The organism is Pseudomonas sp. PB105 (genome assembly GCF_009764655.1).
In the GTDB taxonomy this organism is placed as follows: Bacteria; Pseudomonadota; Gammaproteobacteria; order Pseudomonadales; family Pseudomonadaceae; genus Aquipseudomonas; species Aquipseudomonas cyclaminis.
This window is the reverse complement of sequence record NZ_RWIO01000044.1, coordinates 42,003-65,722: the sequence shown is the minus strand read 5'-3', so window position 1 is coordinate 65,722 and position 23,720 is coordinate 42,003. Positions and strand designations below refer to the sequence as shown.

The 23,720-nt window shown below is 61.0% G+C and carries 29 protein-coding genes; 13 read left to right on the top strand and 16 right to left on the bottom strand.

The genetic code is table 11. The features are described from left to right. Window positions 1–157: 157 nt before the first annotated feature. Window positions 158–2,446: a 5-methyltetrahydropteroyltriglutamate--homocysteine S-methyltransferase gene (gene metE / locus EJD88_RS11760; protein WP_158878029.1), complete on the top strand. Its 2,289-nt coding sequence runs from the start codon at window positions 158–160 to the stop codon at window positions 2,444–2,446. Between the two features lie 55 nt (window positions 2,447–2,501). On the opposite strand, the gene EJD88_RS11755 is transcribed toward metE, so the two are convergent. Further along, complete coding sequence (locus EJD88_RS11755; RefSeq protein WP_158878028.1) at window positions 2,502–3,656, bottom strand: DUF1624 domain-containing protein; 1,155 nt, start codon at window positions 3,654–3,656, stop codon at window positions 2,502–2,504. A 133-nt stretch (window positions 3,657–3,789) separates the two neighbouring features. Between EJD88_RS11755 and EJD88_RS11750 the strand changes: the two genes are divergently transcribed. Together EJD88_RS11750 and yfcF are read left to right on the top strand one after the other, a co-directional pair. Beyond that, the gene (locus EJD88_RS11750) at window positions 3,790–4,326 is read left to right on the top strand and encodes a DUF924 family protein (protein ID WP_158878027.1); all 537 of its coding nucleotides are present in this window, start codon (window positions 3,790–3,792) and stop codon (window positions 4,324–4,326) included. A gap of 96 nt (window positions 4,327–4,422) precedes the next feature. Further along, window positions 4,423–5,055 carry a glutathione transferase gene (gene yfcF / locus EJD88_RS11745; protein ID WP_158878026.1) on the top strand — a complete coding sequence of 211 codons (633 nt, stop codon included), beginning with the start codon at window positions 4,423–4,425 and terminating at the stop codon, window positions 5,053–5,055. Here the strand turns inward: yfcF and EJD88_RS11740 are convergent. Further along, window positions 5,030–5,302 (bottom strand): hypothetical protein, encoded by a 273-nt coding sequence (locus tag EJD88_RS11740; protein ID WP_099586922.1) that lies wholly within the window; start codon window positions 5,300–5,302, stop codon window positions 5,030–5,032. The two genes, yfcF and EJD88_RS11740, sit on opposite strands and share 26 nt — an antisense overlap. Before the next feature lie 130 nt (window positions 5,303–5,432). On the opposite strand from EJD88_RS11740, the gene EJD88_RS11735 reads away from it, so the two are divergent. Both EJD88_RS11735 and EJD88_RS11730 read left to right on the top strand, forming a co-directional pair. After that, window positions 5,433–6,077, top strand: a complete 645-nt coding sequence (locus EJD88_RS11735) for an ATPase (protein ID WP_112195796.1) — start codon at window positions 5,433–5,435, stop codon at window positions 6,075–6,077. Between the two features lie 33 nt (window positions 6,078–6,110). Beyond that, window positions 6,111–6,443, top strand: coding sequence for a hypothetical protein (locus tag EJD88_RS11730; protein ID WP_158878025.1), 333 nt, complete (start codon window positions 6,111–6,113; stop codon window positions 6,441–6,443). Window positions 6,444–6,519: 76 nt separating this feature from the next. Here the strand turns inward: EJD88_RS11730 and EJD88_RS11725 are convergent, their stop codons facing one another. Beyond that, the gene (locus EJD88_RS11725) at window positions 6,520–7,266 is read right to left on the bottom strand and encodes a creatininase family protein (protein WP_158878024.1); all 747 of its coding nucleotides are present in this window, start codon (window positions 7,264–7,266) and stop codon (window positions 6,520–6,522) included. Window positions 7,267–7,296: 30 nt separating this feature from the next. Continuing rightward, a complete protein-coding gene (locus EJD88_RS11720; protein WP_099586918.1) occupies window positions 7,297–8,007 on the bottom strand; it encodes a murein L,D-transpeptidase catalytic domain family protein in 711 nt (236 codons plus the stop codon). A gap of 40 nt (window positions 8,008–8,047) precedes the next feature. On the opposite strand from EJD88_RS11720, the gene EJD88_RS11715 reads away from it, so the two are divergent. Beyond that, entirely contained in the window at window positions 8,048–9,649 is a 1,602-nt protein-coding gene (locus tag EJD88_RS11715; protein WP_158878023.1) for a murein L,D-transpeptidase, read from the top strand. Between the two features lie 294 nt (window positions 9,650–9,943). On the opposite strand, the gene EJD88_RS11710 is transcribed toward EJD88_RS11715, so the two are convergent. The 3 genes from EJD88_RS11710 to EJD88_RS11700 all read right to left on the bottom strand — a co-directional run bounded on the left by EJD88_RS11710 (window position 9,944) and on the right by EJD88_RS11700 (window position 11,666). Further along, entirely contained in the window at window positions 9,944–10,207 is a 264-nt protein-coding gene (locus EJD88_RS11710; protein ID WP_158878022.1) for a hypothetical protein, read from the bottom strand. A gap of 60 nt (window positions 10,208–10,267) precedes the next feature. Further along, the gene (locus EJD88_RS11705; protein WP_218573959.1) at window positions 10,268–11,029 is read right to left on the bottom strand and encodes an HNH endonuclease; all 762 of its coding nucleotides are present in this window, start codon (window positions 11,027–11,029) and stop codon (window positions 10,268–10,270) included. Window positions 11,030–11,126: 97 nt separating this feature from the next. Further along, window positions 11,127–11,666, bottom strand: coding sequence for an AAA family ATPase (locus EJD88_RS11700; protein ID WP_158878021.1), 540 nt, complete (start codon window positions 11,664–11,666; stop codon window positions 11,127–11,129). Between the two features lie 79 nt (window positions 11,667–11,745). Between EJD88_RS11700 and dapF the strand changes: the two genes are divergently transcribed. Continuing rightward, entirely contained in the window at window positions 11,746–12,549 is an 804-nt protein-coding gene (dapF, locus tag EJD88_RS11695) for a diaminopimelate epimerase (RefSeq protein WP_158878020.1), read from the top strand. Between the two features lie 4 nt (window positions 12,550–12,553). On the opposite strand, the gene EJD88_RS11690 is transcribed toward dapF, so the two are convergent. Together EJD88_RS11690 and EJD88_RS11685 are read right to left on the bottom strand one after the other, a co-directional pair. Further along, window positions 12,554–13,684 carry a PAS domain-containing sensor histidine kinase gene (locus EJD88_RS11690; RefSeq protein WP_158878019.1) on the bottom strand — a complete coding sequence of 377 codons (1,131 nt, stop codon included), beginning with the start codon at window positions 13,682–13,684 and terminating at the stop codon, window positions 12,554–12,556. Beyond that, a complete protein-coding gene (locus tag EJD88_RS11685; RefSeq protein ID WP_099586909.1) occupies window positions 13,674–14,489 on the bottom strand; it encodes an alpha/beta fold hydrolase in 816 nt (271 codons plus the stop codon). Before EJD88_RS11685 ends, EJD88_RS11690 begins: the two co-directional genes overlap by 11 nt. A 128-nt stretch (window positions 14,490–14,617) precedes the next feature. On the opposite strand from EJD88_RS11685, the gene EJD88_RS11680 reads away from it, so the two are divergent. Continuing rightward, a complete protein-coding gene (locus tag EJD88_RS11680) occupies window positions 14,618–15,817 on the top strand; it encodes a YgcG family protein (RefSeq protein WP_158878018.1) in 1,200 nt (399 codons plus the stop codon). 46 nt (window positions 15,818–15,863) lie between these two features. On the opposite strand, the gene EJD88_RS11675 is transcribed toward EJD88_RS11680, so the two are convergent. Further along, window positions 15,864–16,289: an N-acetyltransferase gene (locus EJD88_RS11675; protein WP_158878017.1), complete on the bottom strand. Its 426-nt coding sequence runs from the start codon at window positions 16,287–16,289 to the stop codon at window positions 15,864–15,866. Window positions 16,290–16,306: 17 nt separating this feature from the next. Continuing rightward, window positions 16,307–16,798 (bottom strand): GNAT family N-acetyltransferase, encoded by a 492-nt coding sequence (locus EJD88_RS11670; RefSeq protein WP_158878016.1) that lies wholly within the window; start codon window positions 16,796–16,798, stop codon window positions 16,307–16,309. A gap of 188 nt (window positions 16,799–16,986) precedes the next feature. Between EJD88_RS11670 and EJD88_RS11665 the strand changes: the two genes are divergently transcribed. Continuing rightward, a complete protein-coding gene (locus EJD88_RS11665; RefSeq protein WP_158878015.1) occupies window positions 16,987–17,454 on the top strand; it encodes a GNAT family N-acetyltransferase in 468 nt (155 codons plus the stop codon). An 81-nt stretch (window positions 17,455–17,535) separates the two neighbouring features. Here EJD88_RS11665 and EJD88_RS11660 read toward each other — a convergent pair whose 3' ends face one another. Next, on the bottom strand, window positions 17,536–18,024 hold the full coding sequence (locus tag EJD88_RS11660) for an HIT family protein (protein ID WP_158878014.1): 489 nt from the start codon (window positions 18,022–18,024) through the stop codon (window positions 17,536–17,538). A 140-nt stretch (window positions 18,025–18,164) separates the two neighbouring features. On the opposite strand from EJD88_RS11660, the gene EJD88_RS11655 reads away from it, so the two are divergent. Then, window positions 18,165–18,494, top strand: a complete 330-nt coding sequence (locus tag EJD88_RS11655) for a DHCW motif cupin fold protein (RefSeq protein ID WP_099586901.1) — start codon at window positions 18,165–18,167, stop codon at window positions 18,492–18,494. 65 nt (window positions 18,495–18,559) lie between these two features. On the opposite strand, the gene EJD88_RS11650 is transcribed toward EJD88_RS11655, so the two are convergent. Next, window positions 18,560–19,027, bottom strand: a complete 468-nt coding sequence (locus EJD88_RS11650; protein WP_112195773.1) for a copper chaperone PCu(A)C — start codon at window positions 19,025–19,027, stop codon at window positions 18,560–18,562. Next, window positions 19,027–19,632 carry an SCO family protein gene (locus EJD88_RS11645; protein WP_032889449.1) on the bottom strand — a complete coding sequence of 202 codons (606 nt, stop codon included), beginning with the start codon at window positions 19,630–19,632 and terminating at the stop codon, window positions 19,027–19,029. The genes EJD88_RS11650 and EJD88_RS11645 overlap by 1 nt, the downstream gene beginning before the upstream one ends. Window positions 19,633–19,812: 180 nt before the next feature. Between EJD88_RS11645 and EJD88_RS11640 the strand changes: the two genes are divergently transcribed. The 3 genes from EJD88_RS11640 (at window position 19,813) to EJD88_RS11630 (ending at window position 22,587) form a co-directional block, all read left to right on the top strand. After that, window positions 19,813–20,196 (top strand): DUF2946 domain-containing protein, encoded by a 384-nt coding sequence (locus tag EJD88_RS11640; protein WP_099586899.1) that lies wholly within the window; start codon window positions 19,813–19,815, stop codon window positions 20,194–20,196. 62 nt (window positions 20,197–20,258) lie between these two features. Next, window positions 20,259–20,804, top strand: a complete 546-nt coding sequence (locus EJD88_RS11635) for a putative natural product biosynthesis protein (protein ID WP_158878013.1) — start codon at window positions 20,259–20,261, stop codon at window positions 20,802–20,804. A gap of 163 nt (window positions 20,805–20,967) precedes the next feature. After that, window positions 20,968–22,587: a methyl-accepting chemotaxis protein gene (locus tag EJD88_RS11630; protein WP_158878012.1), complete on the top strand. Its 1,620-nt coding sequence runs from the start codon at window positions 20,968–20,970 to the stop codon at window positions 22,585–22,587. A gap of 128 nt (window positions 22,588–22,715) precedes the next feature. On the opposite strand, the gene EJD88_RS11625 is transcribed toward EJD88_RS11630, so the two are convergent. After that, window positions 22,716–22,982, bottom strand: a complete 267-nt coding sequence (locus EJD88_RS11625) for a hypothetical protein (protein ID WP_158878011.1) — start codon at window positions 22,980–22,982, stop codon at window positions 22,716–22,718. Window positions 22,983–23,043: 61 nt separating this feature from the next. Beyond that, window positions 23,044–23,520 carry a hemerythrin domain-containing protein gene (locus EJD88_RS11620; RefSeq protein WP_112195767.1) on the bottom strand — a complete coding sequence of 159 codons (477 nt, stop codon included), beginning with the start codon at window positions 23,518–23,520 and terminating at the stop codon, window positions 23,044–23,046. Between the last annotated feature and the right edge of the window lie 200 nt (window positions 23,521–23,720).

Below are 23,720 nucleotides of genomic sequence, written 5' to 3'. Positions count from 1 at the left end.
GCGAGCATAGTACCCGCAATGAATGGGTGCCGTGTCTGCTAAAGGCAGGTCTTAACATGAGCGAAACTTGTGATGGTCTAAAATATAATGAGTTTGTCTCACTATGATCTAATCCCGACAATGACTGCCATACATAACGACATTGGAGTTGTAAGTCATGGCAGTCGCTCATTCCCTTGGATTTCCGCGCATTGGACGCGATCGTGAATTGAAAAAAGCGCAGGAAGCGTTCTGGAAGGGTGAGCTCGACGAAGCCGGCCTGCGCGCCGTTGGCCGTGACTTACGCAAAACCCACTGGGATTTGCAAAAACAGGCCGGCATCGAGTTGCTGCCCGCCGGGGATTTCGCCTGGTACGACCAGGTGCTGACCCATTCGCTGATGTTCGGCGTGATTCCCGAGCGCTTTCGCCCGGCGGATGGCAAGGCCACGCTGCACACCCTGTTCGGCATGGCGCGTGGTGTCAGCGACAGTTGCTGCGGCGGTGCTCACGCCCAGGAAATGACCAAGTGGTTCGATACCAACTACCACTACCTGGTGCCGGAATTCAGTGTCGACCAGCAGTTCTACCTGGGCTGGGACCAACTGTTCGAGGAAGTCCAGGAAGCCCGCGAGCTGGGCCACAACGTCAAGCCTGTCGTGATCGGTCCACTCACCTACCTGTGGCTGGGCAAGGCCAAGGGCGGTGACTTCGACAAACTCGACCTGCTGGACCGCCTGCTGCCGTTGTATGGCCAGATCTTCCAGGGCCTGGCGGAACTGGGCGTGGAATGGGTGCAGATCGACGAGCCGATCCTGGTGCTCGACCTGCCGCAGGAATGGAAAAACGCGTTTGAACGCGCGTACAACCTGATCCAGCGTGACCCGCTGAAAAAACTGGTCGCCACTTACTTTGGCGGTTTGGAGGAAAACCTGGGCCTGGCCGCCAACCTGCCGGTCGACGGCCTGCACATCGACCTGGTACGCGCACCGGAACAGTACCCGACCATCCTCGATCGCCTGCCGGCGTATAAGGTGCTGTCCCTGGGAGTGGTCAACGGCCGCAACGTCTGGCGCTGCGACCTGGAAAACGCCCTGGCGACCTTGCAGCATGCCCATGAAAAACTCGGTGATCGCCTGTGGGTGGCGCCGTCCTGCTCATTGCTGCACAGCCCGGTGGACCTGGGCCGTGAAGACCAGCTTGATGCGGAGTTAAAAAGCTGGCTGGCCTTTGCCGTGCAGAAGTGCGCCGAGGTGGCGGTGCTGGCCCAGGCAGTCAACCAGCCTGAAGCGCCCAATGTGCTCGCTGCTTTGACGCACAGCCGCGCCGTGCAGGCCGCCCGTGCCGCTTCGCCGCGTATCCACAAACCGGCGGTCCAGGCACGCGTTGCCGCCATTACCGCCAAGGACAGTCAGCGCCGCTCGCTGTTTGCCCAGCGTATCGCGCAGCAGCGTGCAGGCCTCAACCTGCCGCTGTTCCCGACCACCACCATCGGTTCGTTCCCGCAAACCGCCTCGATCCGCCTGGCGCGCCAGTCGTACAAGGCCGGCAAGTTGAGCGAAGCCGAATACGTCGCAGCAATGCACAGCGAGATCAAGCACGCCGTCGAAGTACAGGAAAATCTCGGCCTGGATGTGCTGGTGCATGGCGAAGCCGAGCGTAACGACATGGTCGAATACTTCGCCGAGCAATTGGACGGCTACGTGTTCACGCGCTTTGGCTGGGTGCAGAGCTATGGTTCGCGCTGCGTGAAACCGGCGGTGATCTTTGGCGACCTGAGCCGCCCGAAGGCCATGACGGTGGAGTGGATCCGCTATGCCCAAGGCCTGACCAACAAGGTCATGAAAGGCATGCTGACCGGTCCGGTGACGATGCTGATGTGGTCGTTCCCCCGCGAAGACGTGAGCCGCGAAGTACAGGCCCGCCAATTGGCCCTGGCCATTCGTGATGAAGTGCTGGACCTGGAAGCGGCCGGCATCAAGATCGTGCAGATCGACGAAGCCGCCTTCCGTGAAGGCCTGCCATTGCGCCAGGCGCAGTGGCAGCCCTACCTGGACTGGGCCACCGAAGTGTTCCGCCTGTGCGCCTCCGGCGTACGGGACGACACCCAGATCCATACGCACATGTGCTACAGCGAATTCAATGATGTAATCGAGTCCATCGCGGCGATGGATGCCGATGTGATCACCATCGAAACGTCACGCTCGGATATGGAGTTGCTGGACGCGTTTGAAGCCTTCGCGTACCCGAATGACATCGGTCCGGGCGTCTACGATATTCACTCGCCACGGGTGCCGGAGGCGTCGGAAATGGCCAACCTGCTGCGCAAGGCGGCCAAGCGGATTCCGGCCGAGCGGCTGTGGGTGAACCCGGATTGCGGGTTGAAGACGCGGTGCTGGCCGGAGACTGAGGCGGCGTTGATTCATATGGTGACTGCGGCTCGCCAGCTTCGAGCTGAATTGGCATAGCACGGTCAAAAAGTGTGGGGGGCAAGCCCCCTCCCACATTTGAATCTAAGTCAGCTCAGAGATATTTGAGCCACGCCAGATCCCGTCGACGCGCCTTCAACCCGGCAAACCAACGCACCGGCAAGTACAACGCCAGCGGCAGTAACAGCGCCGCCATCCAGACTGCGCCGATGCTGTCGAACCCGAAGTAGTTGCCCTGGTTAAGCCCGAACAGCGCCACACACGCCACATACAGCACCTTCAGTACATACAGGTGCAACAGGTAAAAAAACATCGGCGCGGCACCAAACACGGCCAATACCCCGATCCAGCGCTTGTGCCCCGCGCGTTCAAACGCCAACAGCAGCAACAGCCCAATCCCCAGCGTCAACGCCAGGAACAACAACGAAGGTGGGTACTTGGTTACGTTGAAAAAGCTCATCGCCGTCTGCACACCACTATCGTACGTCTGCCAAGGCTTCTCGCCATAGCCATTGAGCACACGCAACACCACAAACCCCACCAACGCACCCGCGCCGGCCAGCAACAGATAGCGCTGGCGCACCGCAGGCAAGGTGGCATTGGCAAACCACGGACCGATGCCGTAGCCCAGGGCAATCACGCCGATCCACGGCAGTACCGGATACGTGGTGCGCAGGCGCAGGTCTGCGGAGACCTCGATCCAGCTGCGTTCATGCAGGATGGCCCACACGTCTTGCAGCGCCGAACCAGGAGTGAAGTGCACGCCATCGAGCAGGTTGTGCCCGCCGATGATCACCAGCGCGAGCGCGATCAGCAGCGGTCGCGGCAACCACACCAAGGCGGCGAGGGCGATCATGCTGAGGCCGATCGCCCAGATCACTTGCATGTAGATCACGCTGGGCGGCAGTTGAAAGGTCCAGGCGAAGTTGACCAGGGTGAACTCCAGCACCACCAGGAACAACCCGCGCTTGAACAGGAACGCCGACACATTGCGGCGGCCCTGGTATTTCTGGCCGTACAAAAACGCGGACAGCCCGGTGAGCAACACAAACACTGGGGCACACAGGTGGGCGAGGGTGCGGCTGATAAACAGCGCGGGTTCGGTGCTGTCGATGCTCATCGGGTCGCCGACCTGGCGGTGCAGCAGGAACGTTTCCCGCACGTGGTCGAGCAGCATGAACAGGATCACCAGGCCGCGCAGGGCGTCGATGGAGAGCAGGCGTTGACGTAGGGGAGCAGCATCAGTCATGGGCGGGATCGCAGGGCAGGGTGGAAATTGGACGTTATCCTATAACATTAACGTGCCCGTTGCCCTCAATTGCTCTCTGATCGGGCTGACGGTTCTGATACCGTCATTGAAAGCGCTATCGGAGCCCCTCGCCATGATCACCCCACAATCCGTCATCGACTTCTGGCAACACGCCGGTCCCAAACGCTGGTTCGCCAAGGACGACGCCTTCGACGCACTGTTTCGCGACACCTTCTTCACCACCCACCTGCAAGCCGCCCGGCGCGAGCTGGAAAACTGGCTGGACTCAGCCGAAGGCGCATTGGCCCTGCTGATCCTCCTGGACCAATACCCGCGCAATGCCTTTCGCGGCAGCGCGCACATGTTCGCCACCGACCCGCTCGCGCGCCTGTACGCCCAGCGCATGGTGGACGCCGGGCTCGACCAGCAGGTTGAGCCGTCATTGCGTGCGTTCTGTTATTTGCCGTTCGAGCACTCGGAAGACCCAAAGGACCAGCAACGCTCCCTGACCCTCAACCAGCAGTTGGATGCCAACACCTACCGCTGGGCCAAGGAGCACGCCGAGATCATTCAGCGCTTCGGGCGTTTCCCGCATCGTAATGCGGTGCTGGCCAGGGTCACCACCGATGAAGAGCGCGTTTTTCTGGACAAGGGCGGGTTTGCCGGCTAACCCGGTATTCCTCCCAGGAATGCCTCCATAAAAACCCTGCATTGTCTTTATCCGCGCACATCTCGTAGCGTGAAGGCTCATTCAAGGAGATTGCCCATGAGCCAGAGCCCGTTGCGCCTTTACGTTGATTCGCTGTTCACCAGCCCGTACGCGATGTCGGTGTTCGTTACCCTGCGGGAAAAAGGCCTGCCCTTCGATCTGGTTACCCTGGATCTGGATGCGGCGCAAAACCAGACCGCCGATTTTGCCCGGTTATCTGTGACCCAGCGTGTACCGACCTTGGTAGAAGGAGACTTTGCGCTGTCCGAATCTTCGGCGATCACCGAGTACCTGGAAGACGCCTACCCTGACACAGCGGCGTACCCGGCAGATTTCAAGCTCCGGGCGAGGGCGCGTCAGGTGCAGGCGTGGTTGCGCAGTGATTTGCTGCCGATCCGTCAGGAGCGCTCCACGCTGGTGGTGTTCTACGGACAGCAGATGCCACCGTTATCACCCGTGGCCAAAGCGGCCGCCAGCCGGTTGATCACTGGGGCGCAGGCGTTGTTGGCGGGTAATCCGACGCACCTGTTCGGTGAGTGGTCGATTGCCGATGTGGACTTGGCGATCATGCTCAACCGCCTGATCCTCAACGGTGACAGCGTGCCGGCCGAGCTGGTGGCTTATGCCCAGCGCCAGTGGCAACGGCCGTCGGTGCAGGGATGGGTCAATCAGCAACGTCCTGTGCTGTAGCGTTGGCCGTCATTTGTTGCACGCGCCGGTCCAGGTCTTCCCAATCCGCCATGCCCAGCACCCGCGTGGTGTTCAAGCCGCGCAGGTAGCCGCGCAATTGTTGGGCGCTGGCGCAGGCTTGGTCGGCGTCGGCGTTGATGTCCTGCAGCACGGTTTCATAGTCGACCAGGTAATCGGCAATCCGCTCGCGAAACTCCGGCAGGACGGCTTCACGGATACGGTCGAAGGTTTTCTGGTGGGGCTTCATGGCGGCTCCTTATCGGTTTTATCGTGACACTATCGCTTCAGATAATAGTCACCATCACGCATCGCAAGTTCTGTTTTTACAGGGAAAGCGCAAAATCCTTTCATCGAGACGCTGTTCAAGGAAATGCGCGATGAGGACGATGATTCAGCTGGGTTTAATGATTCTGATGCTGGCCACGGTGGCAGTGAACAACGCGGCCATTGCCGGTGAACTGCGTACAGGCCATTTGCTACCCATCGTCGGTAGCGTAAACTCCCTGCAGCACGCGCAGTCAGTGGGTGTGTTGTTGAGCGACAACACCCGCGACAACCTCAGCTACCTCGAACGCTACCACGACATGGCCTTGAATGGCGCCAAGGATGCCCTCGACGGGCGTATCCGCCAGGCGTTCGTCAATAGTTCCGACCCGGAACTGGCCATTGACTGGTTGATGAGTTCGCTGCAAGGCACCTTTTTGTCGGTCACCGTCTACGACAATCTGGATGCCCTGGTGCAGGCTCACCCCGATGTGGTGGTGATGCTCGACACTCATAACCAACTGCTGACCCAGCGTAACGATCAGGTCGAGGCGCGTTTTATTGCGCGGTTCTATGACGCCGACCTGCAATACATCGCCAAGGCTGAAGGCGCGGTGCACAGGCAGGTGCCGTCGGTGTGGGTCCGCAACAAGGCCGCGCCGGAAATTGCCGCGCAGATCGAACAGCAGCGCGATGTACAGCTCGATGCCTTGAAGCAGTTTGATGCGTCGCTCAAGGCGCTGGTGCGCGCCAGTTAACGTGAACTTTTACTTTTACCGTCAGGATTCTTAATGCGCTCTTTTCTCTTACCGGTCGCAGCCTTGTTGCTGGCCGGCTGTGTGTCCGTCCCCAACACGCCGACCTTGACCCTGCAAACCAGCAAAGGCCCCGAAGCCTATCTGCAATGCGTCCTGCCCAAGCTGGAAAAACACGGGATCACCTCGACCGTGACCCAGAACTCGCGCCACGCCCGCGCCGTGTTGACCAGCAAGATCGCCGCCGACGATGTGCTTGAAGCCTACAAGTCAGGAGAGGGCGGCAAGGTGTTCTTGTATGAGCGCAAGCCGCTGGCGTCGGCTCTAACGCCGTCGCGGCTGGAATTGGCTGCCAAGGAATGCCAATAACTTCAGGCAACCTGTAGTGAGCAGGCTTGCGCTGGGCTGCGAAGCAGCCCTTCCTACCGGTTGATGTGTACTCGGCCTAGGCTTTGGCTTCGTTGCTGAAGCTGTTGACGGTCTTGACCAACCCTTGAGCCGCCAACGCCACCAACTCACCGCCTTTCTCCACCGTCGCCAGCGCCGGGTCTGAGCCCATGCGTCCATCGGGGAAGCGCGCACGAAAGTCCAGGGCTTCACGGATCGGGCCGGTGTTGGCGATCTGTGGCGCATAGTCTGCTGTCTTGATCGAGCCCGGGTACGCCCATTGCGTCACCGCAATCTCCGACGGCGTGGCATGGCTGCCGTGGCCTACGGGGAATTGGCGGTGGGCCAGGTCGCTGACGCCTTCCAGGTCCCACCAGTTCACCAGCTTCAAGGCGAAGCCGGCTGGGCGGCTGGCGAAACTGGCTTCGGCGTACAACTCGGAAAACGCCGCTTCAATGGTCGCGATATTGCCGCCATGGCCATTGAGGAACAGGATCTTGTCGAAACCATGCCCGGCCAGCGAGCGCACCCAGTCGCCAATCGCGGCGATAAAGGTGGAAGGGCGCAGCGAAATGGTGCCGGGAAAACCCAGGTGATGCTGGGCCATGCCGATATTGAAGGTCGGGCCGATCAGGATGTCGGCGTTCTTTTGTGCCTCGACGGCGATGATTTCCGGGCACATCCAGTCGGTGCCCAACAGGCCGGTCGGGCCGTGTTGCTCGTTGGAGCCGATGGGGATCACCACCGTGCGACTGCGCTCCAGAAACTGCCCGATCTCGATCCAGGTCGATTGATGTAGAAGCATGCGAAGCTCTCTTTTATCTGTGGGGACAGGCTAACCGCCACGGATTGTACGACTACTCGCCACCTGTTGGGGTTTGCAATTGAGGTACGTCGAGGACTTCAACCAGCGCTGGTCCGGGTACCACGAAAACATGAACTGCCCATCCTTGAGCTTGTCCACCACCTGGCGCGCCACCTGCGGGCGTACGGCCGGGCAACCCTGGCTGCGGCCGATACGGCCTTCGCGTTTGCTCCACAGCGGGCTCACATAGTCGGCGGCGTGAATCACGATGGCGCGATCACGGGCCTGGTCATTGAACCCCGGCTCCAGGCCGTCCATGCGCAGTGAATAACCGTGGGTGCCCAAGTAACTTTCCTGGGTGCGGAACAGGCCCAGGCTGGATTGATGGCTGCCTTCGGTATTGGAAAACTGGGTGGCGAAGTTTTCCCCGGACTTGGCGCCGTGGGCCACCAGGTCGCGCAGCACCAGGGTTTTCTTGCGCAGGTCGAAAATCCACAAGCGACGGGCGGTCGACGGTTGGGAATAGTCAATCACGGCCAGGCGCTCGGAGCGTTCCTCGCCATTGCTGACCGCGCATTGCATCGCGCTCAGGGCGCTTTTCAGTACAGTGGGGTTGAGTTCTGGAGCCGAGCGCGCCAGGCTGCTATACAAGGTAGGAGGGTTGCCGTTGGCGGCGAGCGCAGCATTGCTCAATACAGCCAGACTGACGGCGATCCCCAGGCGGTACATAAAAGTCAGCATCTACAGTACATCTCCCCCACTGTGGATTGGAGCCAAGTCATTGTTCAAAAAACACGCATGTTACTTGAGCATTTGCTTGCTCGTTGCACCATTGGTCGCCACAGCCGACGCGCTGCCGGTGGAGCCGTTGCCGGTCACGACTCCCGCGCCGGTGGACCTGGCCCCGGTGCAACAAGCCCTGGCGCAACTGCCCAGCGTCTGCCCCGGCCTGGCGACGCAGATCGACGCGCCCGCCCTGGCGCGCCTGCAAGCCTTTTATCAGCAACAAGGCGATGCCCCGTTATGGTCGGACGAGACGCGCCGCCAAGCACTCCAGACCCAGCTGCTGATGCTCGCCGACGATGGCCTGGACCCCACTCACTATAGTCTGGCCGTGCCACACGCCACGCAGAACGTGCTGTGCAGCGATATCGACAGCAGCCAGCACTACCTGCAAGCCCTGCAGGATCTGCACTTCGGCCGCTTGCAGCAATCGCGTTTCGAACCGCTGTGGCATTCCCAGCCACCCGCCCGCGACCCCGACACCGAGGTGTTGGCCTTTGCCGCCACCGGCCTGCACGACATGGCGCAAGCGTTCGACCAGGCCCGTCCCAGCGCGGATTTGTACCGCAGCCTGCGCAATGCCTATTCCACCGTGCGCCAGCAGCCGTTGCCCCAATGGGATGCGGTTGGCAGCGGCCCGCTGTTGCGTCCTGGCATGGACGATCCACGTGTTCCGGAACTCGCGCGTCGGCTGCACAGCGGAGGCTACCTGCCGATCGAACCCACGGGTGCCAGCAAGCAATACCGCCCCGAACTGGTCGCGGCGGTCAAAGCCTTCCAGGTCAGCCACTCCCTGCAATCGGACGGTGTGATCGGCGCTGGCACCGTGGCGGAACTCAATATCAGCCCGGCCATGCGCCGCGAGCAGCTGCGCATCAACCTCGAACGCTTCCGCTGGCTGGCCCAGGACCTGGAGCCCGAGGGCGTGCTGGTCAACGTCGCCGCCGCGCAATTGAGCGTGTACCAGAGCGGCATTCCCGTGTGGCAAACCCGCCTGCAAGTAGGCCGCGCCGAGCGCCAGACGCCGCTGCTCAAGTCAAGCATCACCCGGCTGACGCTCAACCCCACCTGGACCATCCCGCCGACCATCATGCGCGAGGACAAACTCCCGGCCATCCGCCTCAACCCCGAATACCTGCGCCAGCAAAACCTGCAAGTGCTCGACGCCGAAGGCCATCCGCTGGCGCCCGAGCAGATCGATTGGGCGCGCCCCGGCAATATCCTGCTGCGCCAGGAAGCCGGGCCGCGCAACCCGCTGGGCAAGATCGTAATGCGCTTCCCCAACCCGTATTCGGTGTACCTGCACGACACCCCGAGCCAGCCGCTGTTCACCAAAGGCCCGCGTGCGTTCAGCTCGGGTTGCGTGCGGGTAGAGCAACCGTTGCTGCTGCGCGACCTGCTGGTGAGCCCGGCCGAGCGCGCGCGCACCGATGAACTGCTGGCCACCGGTGTGACCCATGAATTCAGGCTGGCCACGCCGGTGCCGGTGCTGCTCGGCTACTGGACGGTCGAGGTCGACCGCCAGGGTGGGTTGGTGTACGCGCCGGACATTTATGCACGGGACCTGGTGTTGATGAAGGCGATGGGGAGTGTGCTGTGAGCATCACTGGCGGGGAGTACCGATCACTCGCCTGTGGTCTTAATGAAGCACCTGCGTGATGCGTCTACGAGCTTTCCAAGGCTAGTGTTTTCAAGGGAAATGTCGTCTCTGGGGGTGGAAAACGCAAACGAAATGCCACCAAAAAATATGACTTGGGTGAATAGTTGATCATCGTCCAGGGCAGTCATGAATAAGTGATGGTTCGTACTCATTGGCGGGTCAAATTTATAGTGGTCTGCCGGCAGGTTTCTTAAGAATAGCCCAGTCTCCTCTAATGCTTTGTTGGTGCTGGCTTCAATGGCGGCTCTGAAGATACGACCGCGTTTTTATCTCGGTTATCATGCCGAGGGATTTTACCAGCGGGTCATTGGTGACGGGCGCGTCGACCAGTGTGTCCAGACGATCATTCTCGGAAAGTGAAGCCTCTACGGAGAATAATTCCGGGGCACCCAATGCAACGGGAAATACATGTTCTTTGTTGGTCGGGTGGATGGACGTTAAAGGTTTGGCAAGATAGGGGCAGAGCGTATTGGTATGGCCATTTTCAATTATGTTCATACGGCTCCATTGGGATATTTTTGAGCATGGTGGATTTACCTGTCGTGCGGGTTTTGCTGGTTAGCGACGCAAGGCATTTACAAAGTCTATTTCGCTTTTCAATTCGTCGATGCTGATATTTCCGCCTCGATGCAGCATGGCGTGACAGTTGGGACATACCGGGCGTAAATCGGTTACGGGGTTCAATTCGTATTCGCCGCCGATTTCACTCAGGGGTATGAGGTGGTGCACGTGGATGAAGCTTTTGCCACGCCCCCCATAAACGCGTTCAAAGTCAAAGTTGCACACCGAGCACTTTACGCCGTGCGCCTTGATACAAGCATCACGCGCTGCTGAGCTGCGCTCATAAGCATTGACCGTGATGCTCTTTCTTGCGCCTTCGATCACCGTATCCGGAATTTCTTCAGGCAGTGGGAAGATATCTGCGAGGGTTATGCCGCACCGTTCAAGTTCGGCCCCCCAGTTTATTTCACATGCGCGCCTGATCTGGTCTCGTTGCCAGATGTAATCGAGGTCCTCGCGGTCGTGAAACGTGAAGTAGGTCGGCGACGGCATTCCTCGGCGTTCCGGCTCGGGGGAGTCGAGTTTGTTAATGATGACCCCCGTTATCGCCGGTAGCCGGTTGTCAAATAGCCATTTTGCCAATCCCCCCATAGCATGAACGTTCAAGCTGTCCCCGAGCGTGCGTCCGTCATGCGGTAGACCCAGTTCAGCGTGAACCTGCGAGTAGGGAAGGTGCGTTCGCGGATCGTTTGCGTTGATTTTTCCTGCTCTGAAATGCGATATCAGATAACTCAGCAGCTTGATTTCATTCTCTGTCACGGGCGTTCTCGGTAGGGGACGTTATCTAAGTGAATTGCCTCGACGTCGATTAACGATACGGCAAATACTTTTTGATTGATGGCTATTCGCCATTATTTTAGTCGAGGGATAAGCAAACTGAGTCACGGGCCACTGGAAAAGAGTAGGTTGACGAGAGAAAGTCGGTGATCGCCAGCACCGCAGCAGTTGCAGACATTAATGACGTATCGATACTGAATGGCTTACTGCTCCACGCTTCATAGTCGTGTTTCAGCACCGACGGCCAAGAGGGTGGAGTCAGTCCTGAAATATCCCCCTCACGGGTTTCGACCCGGCGTTGGTGTTCCCGCGCATCAGAGCAAACTACCTGGATATTGGCCAAAGCCACGCCTGCCGTTGCGGCGGTTTCTTGCCACGCTGCGCGGCTTTCCTGCACCGGGTTCACGCAGTCGGCGACCACCGTGCGCCCCAATTGCAGGTTGCTCAGCGCCAGGGCATTCGCCACGCCGTAGCCGCTGGCGCCCGGCGCCACGCCCGCATCGCGAAGGGTTTGCTCGATCACATCGATGCGCAGGTAAACCGCAGCGATCCGGCCTGCCAGTTCACGGGCAATCGTGGTTTTGCCGGTGCCGGGCAAGCCGCTGAAGACGATAAGCATGGTTCGGTCCTTCGATAGGTCAGTGGGGCGGGTTCAGGGTATCCTCCAGTTCCCCCACAGGTCGACCCCAGGACGCTCCATGCCCTTGCAGTTCGTAAAAATGCACGCCCATGGCGACGACTTCATCATCGTCGACCGCCGTGGCCTGGATGACCCGATCACCGCGCAGGTCGCCCGGCGCCTGGGCAATCGCCACACCGGCATTGGCTTCAATCAACTGGCCGTGGTGCTGGATTGCGAAGACGCCGTGGCGCGTATCAAGTTCTGGAACCCCAACGGCACGCCGCTGCAAACCTGCGGCAGCGCCACCCGCGGTGTGGCCGACCGTTTGATGCATGAAACCGGCAGCGATTCGGTGGTGCTGCGCACGGACCGTGGCCTGCTGACCTGCGTGCGCGAGGCGGGGCGGCGGGTGTCGGTGAACATGGGCGAGCCGTCGCTGGACTGGGCCGCTGTACCGCTGGCCGAGGCCATGGACACCTGCACCTTGCCGATCGAGGGGAGCCCGGCGGCGTGCAGCATGGGCAATCCCCATTGCACGTTTTTTATCGACGACATCAACGCCGTTGAAGTGGCCGCAGTGGGCCCTGCGCTGGAAATTCATCCGCTGTTCCCGGCCGGGACCAATGTGCATTTTGTGCAGGTGCTCGACCGTGGACATATCCGCCTGCGCATCTGGGAGCGTGGCGGTGGCGTGCCGCTGGGGTCTGGTTCGTGCTGTTGCGGGGCGGTGGTCAATGGCATCCGGCGGGGCTTGCTGGATGCTACGGTGCAGGTGCAGTGCGATGGCGGCACGGTCACCGTGCACTGGACGGGCGAGGGTGGCGTGGTGTTGACCGGTAGCGTGGAGCCGGTGATGCAGGGCAGTGTCTATCTGTCTTGAACGGCTACCTGTTCTGAAACTTCACCGTAAACGTGGTGCCGCCGGTGGCGCACGAACTCACCGCCACATCGCCGCCATGCACCTTGGCCAACTCGCGCACGATATACAGGCCCAGGCCCACGCTGCGCACGTCGCTGCCACGGGTCATGGGCTCGAACAGCACCGCCAGCAAGGCCTCGGGAATGACCGCGCCGTGGTTATGCACGGCCACTTCGCATGCGCCGTTATCCAATTGCGAGGTGATGGTGATCGGTCGTTGCAGGTCGCCATAGGCCACGCTGTTGGCCACCAGGTTGCCGATGATCTGCTGCACGCGGTCGGCGTCCAGGCAGGCGTCGCCAGTGCCTTTGGCGGTATGTTCCAACGTCGCCTTGGGGAACGCCACACGCAGCTCGTCCACCGTGCGATGAATCACCTCATGCAGGTCCAGTGGCGCCGCCTTGATGGTGATGCCTTGGCCGACCCGGGCCTGGGTGAAGTCCAACAGGTCGGCGATCATGCGCTGGGCACGTTCGGATGATTGGCCGATATGCCCGAGCAGCTGGCGTTCCTTGGCGGTGCGCTCGCCACGGCGGAGAAAGTCCGACGCCATGCGGATCGCCGTGAGCGGGTTTTTCAGGTCATGACTGACAATCGCGACCATCTGCTCGGCAAACAGCGCACGGCGCTGGGCAATCGCGTAGGCCTCGCTCAATTCAGCCTGGGCCCGTTGCAGCGCCAGTTCGGTGGCGCTCTTTTCCTGCAACAGCGCTTCGGCCAGGTTGCGTGCGTTGAGCAGCTCGCGTTCGTACTTGTCACGGTCGGTGGTGCCGAACAGCGCCAGGTCGTGCACTACCGCGCCGGCCTGTTCGCGTTTGTTGGCGTTGAGCAGCACGGTCACCTTGTGGCCGTCGTGGTGCAGCATGTCCAGCTTCACTTCGGTGACACTGCCGTGCATGCGCAGCATTGGCGCCAGATGAGTCTGGTGGAAGATCCGCCCGCCGATGGTCAGCAGGTCCTGGAAGCGTTGGCCGCACAGCTCGGCGTTGCTGAACCCCAGCCAGTCACTGAAGCGCGCGTTGGCTTGCAGGATCGTGCCGTCTTGCGTGGTGACGGCCAGGGCGCAGGCGGCGCTGTCGAACAGCTCAGTGGGCACGGGCCACCGCCCACGGCGTGAGGAACGTGTCCATGGCCGCGGCGCAGGCTTGCGGCGCGCTCATGTGCGGGCAGTGGCCGACGTTGTCCACCAGGCAATAGGTGCTGTTGGGCAACACGCTGTGCAGGTATTCGCCCACGGCCACCGGGGCGATCAGGTCGTCGCTCGATTGCAGGATCAACACCGGGGTGGTCAGGCCAGTCACGTCCTGGCGGTTGTCGGACGTGAAAGTCACCCGCGCAAATTGCTTGGCGATGTCCGGCTCGGTGCGGCAGAAACTCTCGGCCAGCTCCTCACTCAGCGCAGGTTGCTCTGGCGCTCCCATGATCACCGGGGCCATGGCGCTGGACCAGCCGAGGTAGTTGCTGTCGAGGGTATCGAGCAGGTCGTCGATATCACTGCGCTTGAAACCGCCGACGTAGCCATCGGTATCGATATAGCGCGGTGAGGGGCCGATCATCACATGGGCGGCGATCCGTCCCGGCACCAGGCGATCGGCGAGGGTGCCGATCATGGCGCTGACCGAATGCCCCACCAGAATCACCGGCCCTTCGGCGTAGGCGTCGATGATTTCATTGAGATCGTGGGCGTAGCCTTCCAGCGTGTTGTATTTGGTCTTGTCGAAGGCGTCCAGGTCGGAGAGCCCGGCGCCTACCAAGTCATACATCACCACACGAAAGCGCTCTTTGAATTGCGGCGCGAGGTAGTTCCACATGGCCTGGTTGCAGCCGAACCCATGGGAAAACACCAGGGTCGAAGTCCCGCAGCCCATCACAGTGACGTTGTTGCGGTGGCGTAGGTCCATGAGGGTCTCAAAGTTATGGCGTATTGCTATGTGTGCGGCAGTTTAAATAGTCACCGCTGTGAGGTCACGTGTTATAGCGCTGATAAGGTAAAGTCGGCGCCTTCAGGAAGAAACTTCAGGTAACAAACATGATGCGGTGGTTGCGGCACTCTCTCTCGGTTCTGCTGGTACTGGTGCTCGCCAGCCTGTCAATCATCGCCCAGGCTGACACTTCGCCGATTGGCGTCGCCCTTGACCAGCGGGTCATCGACCTCACCAACACCCTCGACGCCAGCACCACCACTCGTCTGAAAGAGCAGCTTGCCGCCCTCGAACAGCGCAAGGGCGCCCAGGTGGCCGTGTTGCTGGTGCCCTCCATTGGCGCGGCAAGCATCGAGGATTACGCCAACCAACTGTTCCGCGCCTGGAAACTGGGGCGCAAGGACGTCGACGACGGCATCCTGTTGCTGGTGGCCAAGGATGATCGCAAGGTGCGCATCGAAGTGGGCTATGGCCTGGAAGGCACCGTCACCGACCTGTTGGCCCACCGCATCATCGAGGAGCACATCACGCCTGCGTTTCGTCAGGGCGATTACGCGGCGGGTATCAGCCAGGGGGTGAATGATTTGGTCGTGCTGGTGGACGGCGGCGAGCTGCCCGCCGTGGCAGGGCCTGGCGTCAACCCCCAGGCGATGGCGGTGCTGCTGGCGTTTATCTTCGGTGCGATTGGCGGTGTGCTGGTCGCCTCCCGCCAACTGGGTTGGCGCCGAGCATTGATCGCTGCGCTGGCGGTCACCGTACTGCTGACGACTTTCAGCGGTGGCCGCGAATGGCCGATGTTCCTGTTCGTATTGCCGCTGACGATATTGATCGGCGGCGCCACCTTCGGTGCGTTGTGGCTGGCGCGCACGGCGTTCTACTGCGTGATGGCCGTGCTGGTCTATGTGGTCGGGGTCGTGGTGGCGGACCGGTTTGTAGCGGTCAGCTTTGTCCACTGGCTGCTGTGGCCGTTCGGCGGGGCGTTGATCCTCGGGCTCTACGTGGGGTTGTTTTTTGTCATCAGGGAATCGTGGAAAACCCGTCCGCGTTTCTTCTTCGTGCGGGCGCTGGCGGCGGCGGCGATCTACGTGGCGGCGGGCGTGCTGCTGGGGCACGGTTACCAGGGCTGGATCATCGCGATCCCGGTGGCTTCTTTCGCAGCGTTTCTGCTGTTTGTGCAGAGTGTCTCGGGGGGCGGTTCGGGTGGTGGTTCAGGTTCAAGCTCCAGCAGCTCCAGCTCCAGTTCCAGCAGCAGTTCGTCGGGCGGCGGTGGGTCCAGTGGCGGCGGCGGGGCGTCGGGGAGCTGGTAAGGGCGAATGTTCTTGCCACTGGCGGAGGACTTTCTGTTCGTGAAAGTTACAGCTGCTTGGTCAGAAATACGCGGCTGATGCCTTCCGGCGCGCAGGGTATTTCCCCAAACCGCACCCACCCATTTTTCTCGTAAAAGCCTGGCGCCTGAAAGCTGATGGTGTACAGCACGGCATTCAGGCAACCCCGGCGCCGGGCTTCGTCTTCGAAGGCTCGCAGTAGCTGGCTGCCCAGGCCTGTGCTGCGTAGCGCGTCGGGTAAGTGGAACAGGTCGAGGAAGGCCATGCCAAAGGACGTTCTGCCGGTAATGCCTCCCAGAATTTCCTCGGTGTGCGGGTCTCTGACGAGTGCCGTCAGAGGCCGCCGGTCGTGGTAGCCCGTGGCGTATTCGTTGAACGCGGCCAGACCGCTGCCAAGAATGCGCTCGGCGTCAGGGTTGGGTTGGTCACTGATTTCAATAAGCGCTGCGGTCATCACAAAACCTCGATTTGTCAGAGCGACACCACCATGTCATGCCACGCCATCCCACCATGATCCGAGGGCGAAGGTCGAACGTAGGTGTAGCCCATGCGCTCGTACAACGCTACATGCCGGTCCTTGCACATCAGGTGAATCGTCTGCTTGCCCAGCGCCTTCATGCGCCGCACAAACTCTTTCATCAATACCGTGGAATAGCCGTTGCCTTGATGCGCCGGATCGACCACGACGGACATGATCACCACATTCGGCGCCCCGGGCGCATGCCCCACCAACTCCTTGAATGCCTCGTCCGACATCACCACGTCATGGGCGCAGCCACAGTTGATAAACCCCACCACGTGGTCATCGGCTTCAAGGATCAAAAAGCCTTGCGGGTACTGTGCAATGCGCGTGGCGATCTTCTCCAGGGTCGCGGCTTCGTCGCCTTCGTAGGCAGTGATTTCGATTTCATAGCAACGTGCCGCGTCGGCGGGCAGGGCGTTGCGGAAGGTGTGGGCGGGCATGCGGGTTCCTGGGTATTGGGTGAAGGGCCACATGATAGATACAAACTCCCCGAGTGACACGGGCTCTTGTGGCGAGTGGGCGTGCCCCAGCATCCAGCCTCCGGATCGCGTTAATATAAACTCCCACGCGCTGCCCCAAGGCGCCGACCAGGCCGCGAGGTAACCCGCCCGCATAAAGGAAGGACCCAATGCTGGAAATAAAACGCGCCACCCGCGAAGACGCCAACGCCGCTTTTGACATCCGCCGCGAAGCCATCCGCAGCCAATGCATCGGCGCCTACACCGCAGAACAAATGGCACTCTGGACCCGCGGCAGTGCCGACGATGGTTACAACAGGTTAATGGACAAACCGTTTTACCTTGGCTGGGTAAACGATAAACCGGTCGCCACCGGCATGCTCGACCTCGACAACAATGAAGTGGGCGCACTGTTTGTACTGCCCCAGTTCACTGGGCGAGGGTACGGCAAGGCACTGCTGGATCATCTTGAGGCGCTGGCGCGGGAACTGGCGTTAGGCGAAGTAGTGCTGGATGCCACGCTGAATGCAGCGAGTTTCTATCGGGCGTGCGGGTATGAGGGCGAGCAGCAGGCAATCTACCATTCGCCGTCGGGGCTGGAGTTGGCGTGTATCCCGATGAAGAAGCGGATTGAATAAACACCGCTGCTCGATGTGGGAGCGGGCTTGCTCGCGATAGCGCTGGTGCAGGCAAAAGACGCTCGACATTGTCCTTGCCCCTCATCGGCTAAAGAACGCCGCACGCAGCCGCTCGATAACCACGCCAACCGAATCCCCCTGAACCGCCGGAGGCCTCTGGCTCTCTCCAAATTCGCGCCACACAAACAGCGTCAGCTCGGCGCCGTCAGTCTGCGCCTGCGCAATGCCTGGCGCGGCGAAGTCTTGCAGCACGCGGTACCGCTCGTCCCGCCAGAACGCCTCTTCCACCCAGTCATACACCGGGATGAAATGAAAGTGCAGCGGGAACCCTGGCATATGCCCATAACGGCTGATGTACAGCCACTTGGGTTTGAGTTGCGCTTCCATGACTCGCTGGGTCATGGCGAGCAGCCCGCCGAGTTCGGCCAGTGCGGCTTGCGGCATGTCCGCCAGGGAATGGATAGGCGCTTTGGCGCCCAGCATCAGGTACCCCGGCAGTTTGGAAGCCAGGTGATGGTTGAGCCGCCAGTGCTCGGTTTCAAGCAGGAGGTAAGCAGGGTCGATCTGCATCAGCGCGCATCCAGGAAGACAAGGCTGGCAGGATAACAAGCGCCGTCAGCTGTATCTCGCAAAACCATGGGATCTGTGTCTATCGCCCACCTCTGTTGGCCGATAGCCTCGCACCACGACCACTCACGAACGGGCTTCCCATGGACCTTACTGCTGTCCCCTTTGGCACCACCGACTGGGCCACGCTCGAACCCGTCGTCTATCCCGGCGTTACCGGCAATGCGCTGTGGCGCACCTGCCATTTCGGCACCACCCGCGTGCGCATGGTGCAATACACCCCCGGCTACCTCGCCGATCACTGGTGCAAGCGCGGGCACGTGCTGTTGTGTTTGGAAGGCGAGTTGCACACGGAGTTGGAAGACGGCCGTCAGTTCACGCTGACGGCCGGGATGAGTTACCAGGTGGGCAATGACATGGAAGCGCATCGCTCATCGACGAGCGTCGGGGCGAAGCTGTTTATTGTGGATTGATCGGGTGACCTTTGTGGCAAGCTCCCTTGCCACAGGCACAGGAACAATCGCACAAATTCAGTGCATCAATGCATCTTGCTATGGTCCATGCCATCCAGCCCACGGGCCTTGGCCTCGACCTCAACGGTGCGCTTCTCGCCCTTGGCGTCCTGCACCGTCAGGGTCAGCGGCACCTGGTCGCCTTCCTTGATCTGCCCGGTCAGGCCCATCAGCATCACGTGGTAACCGTTCGGATCAAGCTTGACGGCCACGCCTGCGGGCAAGGCTACGGCGTCCACCGGGCCCATGCGCATGACGTCGTCTTTCATGCTCATTTCATGGATCTGTACGTCCTTGGCCACCGGCGATGCGACGCGCAGCAACTTGCTGTCGGTGTCGGCGGTGATGGTCATGAACGCGCCGCTGGAAGGCTGGCCCGGCACCGAGGCGCGCACCCAGGCGTCGGTTACTTGCACCTGGGCGCTGGCGTGGGCGGCGAAACCCAGCAGGGCGAGGCCGAAGGTGAAGCGCTTGAGGTGTTGAACGGCAGTCATTAGCAGACCTCCATGACGGTGAGCAGGTCTTCTGCGCACTCTTTTGCGGTAAGGGATGCCTGCAGGCCCAGGCGCAGGTTGCCGCGCGTGTCGAAGACAAAACTGGTGGCCGTGTGGGACAGGGTGTAGGTGTCGCCGGCGGGGATCTTTTCATAAAAGATCCCGAATTCCTTGGCGGCCACGGCGATTTCTTCCGGGGTGCCGTACAGCGCTTCGAAACTCGGGTCGAAGGCCTTGACGTACTTGTCGAGAATCTCTGGCGTGTCGCGTTCCGGATCGAGGGTGATAAAGATCACCTGCATGATCTCGCCGTCGCGGCCCATCAGCTTCTTGGCCTGGGCGGCACGGGCGAGGGTGGTCGGGCACACGGCCGGGCATTGGGTAAAGCCAAAGAACACCACTGGCATCAGGCCGCGGTAGGAACTGAGGGTGACAGTGTCGCCCTCGGTGTTCTTGAGCTTGAAGGTGCGGCCCATGATCTTGTCGCTCAAGTCCTTGCCGTACTTGAAGTTCAACCTGGGGCTGTTGTCACAACCGGTCAGCAGGCCCAGACCCAACAGGCCCATGCCGGTCAGGACCTTGCGGCGGGTGAATAACGTACTCATCAACTGTGCATCCTGTGAAACGCCTGCATTGCTCTGGATCTACACATCAGGCTTTGAAAAGGAGTAAACGAGGAGGGCGCCAAGTCTACCAACCCTGGCGATGGCACGTAATCTGCGACGTTCTGCCACAGGGGCCGCGGTATTTCATCCCTTTGCGCCTTCGGTGTTAGAGTCGCCGCCATGAAATCGAGCCACTCCGACCGTTCGCTGATCGTCTGGACCCTGTACTTCTGCGTGCTGATGAACCTGTTCGCGTGCGGTTTGGGCCATGGCCAGATGATGGGCCAACAGCTCAACGGGATCGGCGGCGCGTTCTGTTCGTTGGACGGCAAGCAGGCGCCACTTTCCGACAAAGGGTTGGACAGCCCGGCTTCCAGCAACATCTCGAACTACTTTGCCTGCCCAGTGTGCGCCGCGTTGACCGTCGCCCTGGTGTTCCTGATCGGTCTGGCCTGGCTGCTGGGGCTCGGGCAACCGCCGCGCCCGGCCCACGAACGGCGCAACAAGGCGCCGCCGCGCCATGCCTGGCCCTCGGCCAACCCCCGCGCTTCCCCCGCATTCTGACGTGTGCCTTGGGCTTCCTGTGACCAGGAGGCGTTCGATCGTCACGACTGTGAGTGCGTTTCATGAACCATCAATTGCCTGCAGGCGCCAGTCGCCTGGTCAGCAAGGCGTCCCGTCGCCTGCGCGCGGAACCGGCGCGGGCTGAATACCCGAGCAACTCCCGCTGTTTCGTGCACCTGGATGCACGCCTTTTGCCCTACTGGCACACCCTGTTCGATATCTGCCCGGCGCTGCTCAAACTCGACCCGCCCGAGGGTCTGAACCTGTTCCGCAGCTTCATGACCTGGGCCTATCGCAACCAACCTGCGCAGGATTGGACCTACCACCTGAATGTGTGTCGCTGGTTGCTCGGCTCGCCGTATCGCACGCAAATCGACGATGAACCCATCGAAGCGTTCATGGCAGCGGCCGCAGCGTGTTGGGTCAACACTGACATCAGCCAGGCCCAGGGCGTGGTCGTGGCCTGGCAAGCCATGACGGTGTTCGATTGCAAGCGCGCGGTGCCCTTTGAAGCTGTACAGCCAGCCTTGCCACCCGCGCCGTGGGATTTCGCCTGGTGCCCAATGACCACCGAAGCAGGCTTCAGCGCTTGGTTGCCCGTGCCTTGATCGCCATCAAGGCGCGGTCTCATCGCGCTGGCATCTAATCCGTCGCTGGCCCAACGTTTGCAAGCCAGCGCAGTGAGACGCTGCGCCGTGGGTGGCCAGCGTCCGCCACAGGATTTTTCAGATGCTGCCCATGGTGGGCAGGTGTTCATCAGGGACTCTCAGAATGAAGCAATTAACCACGGCACAACGCATTGTCATCGGGTTCGCGATTGCGCCGCTGGCCCTGGTCGGCTTGGTGTTTTACGCCCTGCATGATCTGGCAACGCTCAAGCAGCAATCCGAACAGATCGTGCAGGAGGATTGGCCGAAAATCGCGCCGATCATGGTGATCGCCACCGGCGTGCGGGATAACGGACGCAACACCCGCGACTTGCTGATCGACCAGGATAATCAGCAGGCCCAGGACGCCATTGGCAGCACCCGGCAACGCATCACCGAGGCGTTCGCCACGCTTGAACCGCTGCTCGATACGTCTGAAGGCAGAGCGGCATATGCCGCGTTGAAAACCCATCGAGAAGCCTATGTGGCCGCCTTTACCCAGGTGCAGGCGCTGATCAGGCAAGGCGCCCGCGACGAGGGCCTGGCGCAGCTCAAGCAACAGGTCATGCCGGCTGAACTTAACGTGTACAAGAGCCTGGACGCCTTGATGGCCATGCAGGGCCGTGTATTTGCCGACCGCCAGCACGCGGCGCAAACCCTGTACGACGACGCCCGACGCACCATGATCGGGCTATTCCTGCTGTGCCTGGCGTTGGTGGTGGCCGCCGCAGTGATGGTGACCCGCAGCGTGATCCGCCCCCTGGGCGGCGAACCGGATGAGGCCGCACGAGTGCTGAGTCATATCGCCCAAGGCGACCTGACCATCGTGGTGCCCGTTGGCAACAGCGCTGAAGGCAGCGTGATGCGCAACCTGCACCAGATGCAGCAAAACCTGAACCAGATGGTGCGGCACATCGCAGCGTCGGTGGACGGGGTGGCCAGCTCTTCGGAGGAGTTGAGCGCGGTCAGCAGCCAGACCAGCAGCAGCCTGCAACTGCAAGGCCAGGAGATTGAGCAGGCGGCAACCGCCGTGAATCAAATGACCGCTGCCGTGGACGAAGTGGCGCGCAATGCGGTGAGTACCAGCGAGGCCTCGCGCCTGTCGGAACAGACCGCTCAGCGCGGCCAGGCCCAGGTGCAGGAAACCGTGGCGTCGATCATCACCCTGGCCACGGGCGTGGTTGAAACCTCGGAGCGTATTCAGCAACTGGCCGGGCGTGTGCAGGACATCAGCAGTGTGCTGGAGGTGATCCGCAGCATCGCCGACCAGACCAACTTGCTGGCGTTGAACGCGGCAATCGAAGCGGCCCGGGCCGGTGATGCCGGACGCGGGTTTGCCGTGGTCGCCGATGAGGTGCGCGCGCTGGCCCATCGTACGCAGGTCTCGACCCAAGAGATCGAGCAGATGATCGGCAACATTCGCCAGGACACCGAGCACGCCGTCGCGGCCATGCACAACAGTAGCGAGCGGGTCCAGGCAACCTTGGGCGTCGCGCAGCGCTCGGGGCAGGCGCTGGAAGAAATCACGCGGTCTATCTCGCAGATCAATGAACGCAACATGATGATCGCCAGTGCTACCGAAGAACAGGCATTGGTCGCGCGTGAGGTGGATCGCAATCTGGTGGGGATTCGCACCTTGTCTCAGCAGGTGTTGCAGGGCGCGTTGCATACCGAGACGGCGGGTCACGATCTCGCGGGGATGGCGGGGGCGTTGCACCAGACAGTCGCACGCTTCAAGGTCTAGAGGCTGAGGGCCAGGGTGCCGGCCCTGCCTGAAATCCAGGCAGAAGCCGCACCATCCAGGGGCGTCATCGTGACGGGCGCGGGCTGAAACAGCGCACGCTCGCCGTGCTGCCGATTACTGATGAGCTATCAACTGCCGGTACGTGGTTTTTCCTGGCGACCTTTGTCTTTATCTTCCTCATCAGGCTTGGGGGTCTTGTCCGGTTGCTTGACGGCTTTGCCACTGTCGGCCGGGCTGCTCGGGTAAGTGCCGGGCGGCAGTGCAGACCCCGCAGCGCCGTCGTTTGCAACAGCCGTGGCGGCCGGTGTCGGGTTGTCGCCGAATGCGGCCGTTACGGGCTGGCCTGACAGGGCTGCCAGGCAGAGTGCAAGCACGATCCCTTGTCTATTCGTCATGATTCAATCCTCTTGATTCATCGAACACAGCCGTGGACGTGCCCACGGGCCGACCGGTGCATTACGCAGCCATTGGCTTGCCTGCCGTCGCCTTCTTGTGCGCGGCCTTCATGGCTTGCATTTGTGCACCCAGTTCTTCCAGCAGGGCCTTGCCCAGCAGTTTTTTCGCCTGAGGAAACATCTCGGTTTCCTCTTCTTCGATGTGATGTTCCAGCAGTTCCTTGACCACCTTCACCCGACCGGAAAACTCGGTGGTGGACGGCTCCGTCTGCTTCAAGTCAGGCAGCACCAGGGAGTCGACGGTGCGATGCTCTTCCTTGGCTTCGTGGTACATGATGTCCTGCTCCTTGCCGCCGGCTTTACGGAAGGCCGGGTACAGAATCTCTTCCTCAAGTCGGGTGTGCAGGCTGATTTCCATTTCGAGTTTAGCCAACAGCTCGGTACGTTTTTTAACCCCGCGTTCGGTGGACTCACTCAGTTGGGTCAACAGCGCTTTGACACGTTCATGGTCGGCTTTAAGCAGGTCGATGGCATTCATGATGAAACCTCACAGACAGGGTTCGGGCGCGTCGAAGTGCGCGCTTCGTCTGGTAGGAAATTGCATAACTCAGACCATCCTCGACGATAGGTAAAAAGTCATTTGAATCAATAGGTTGAGATCGACTTTGAAAAGCCTCTGTCGTGCAGCTTGCATGGTCGGCCGCTAACCGGATTGCATTAAACCCGCCTCCCTCGCAC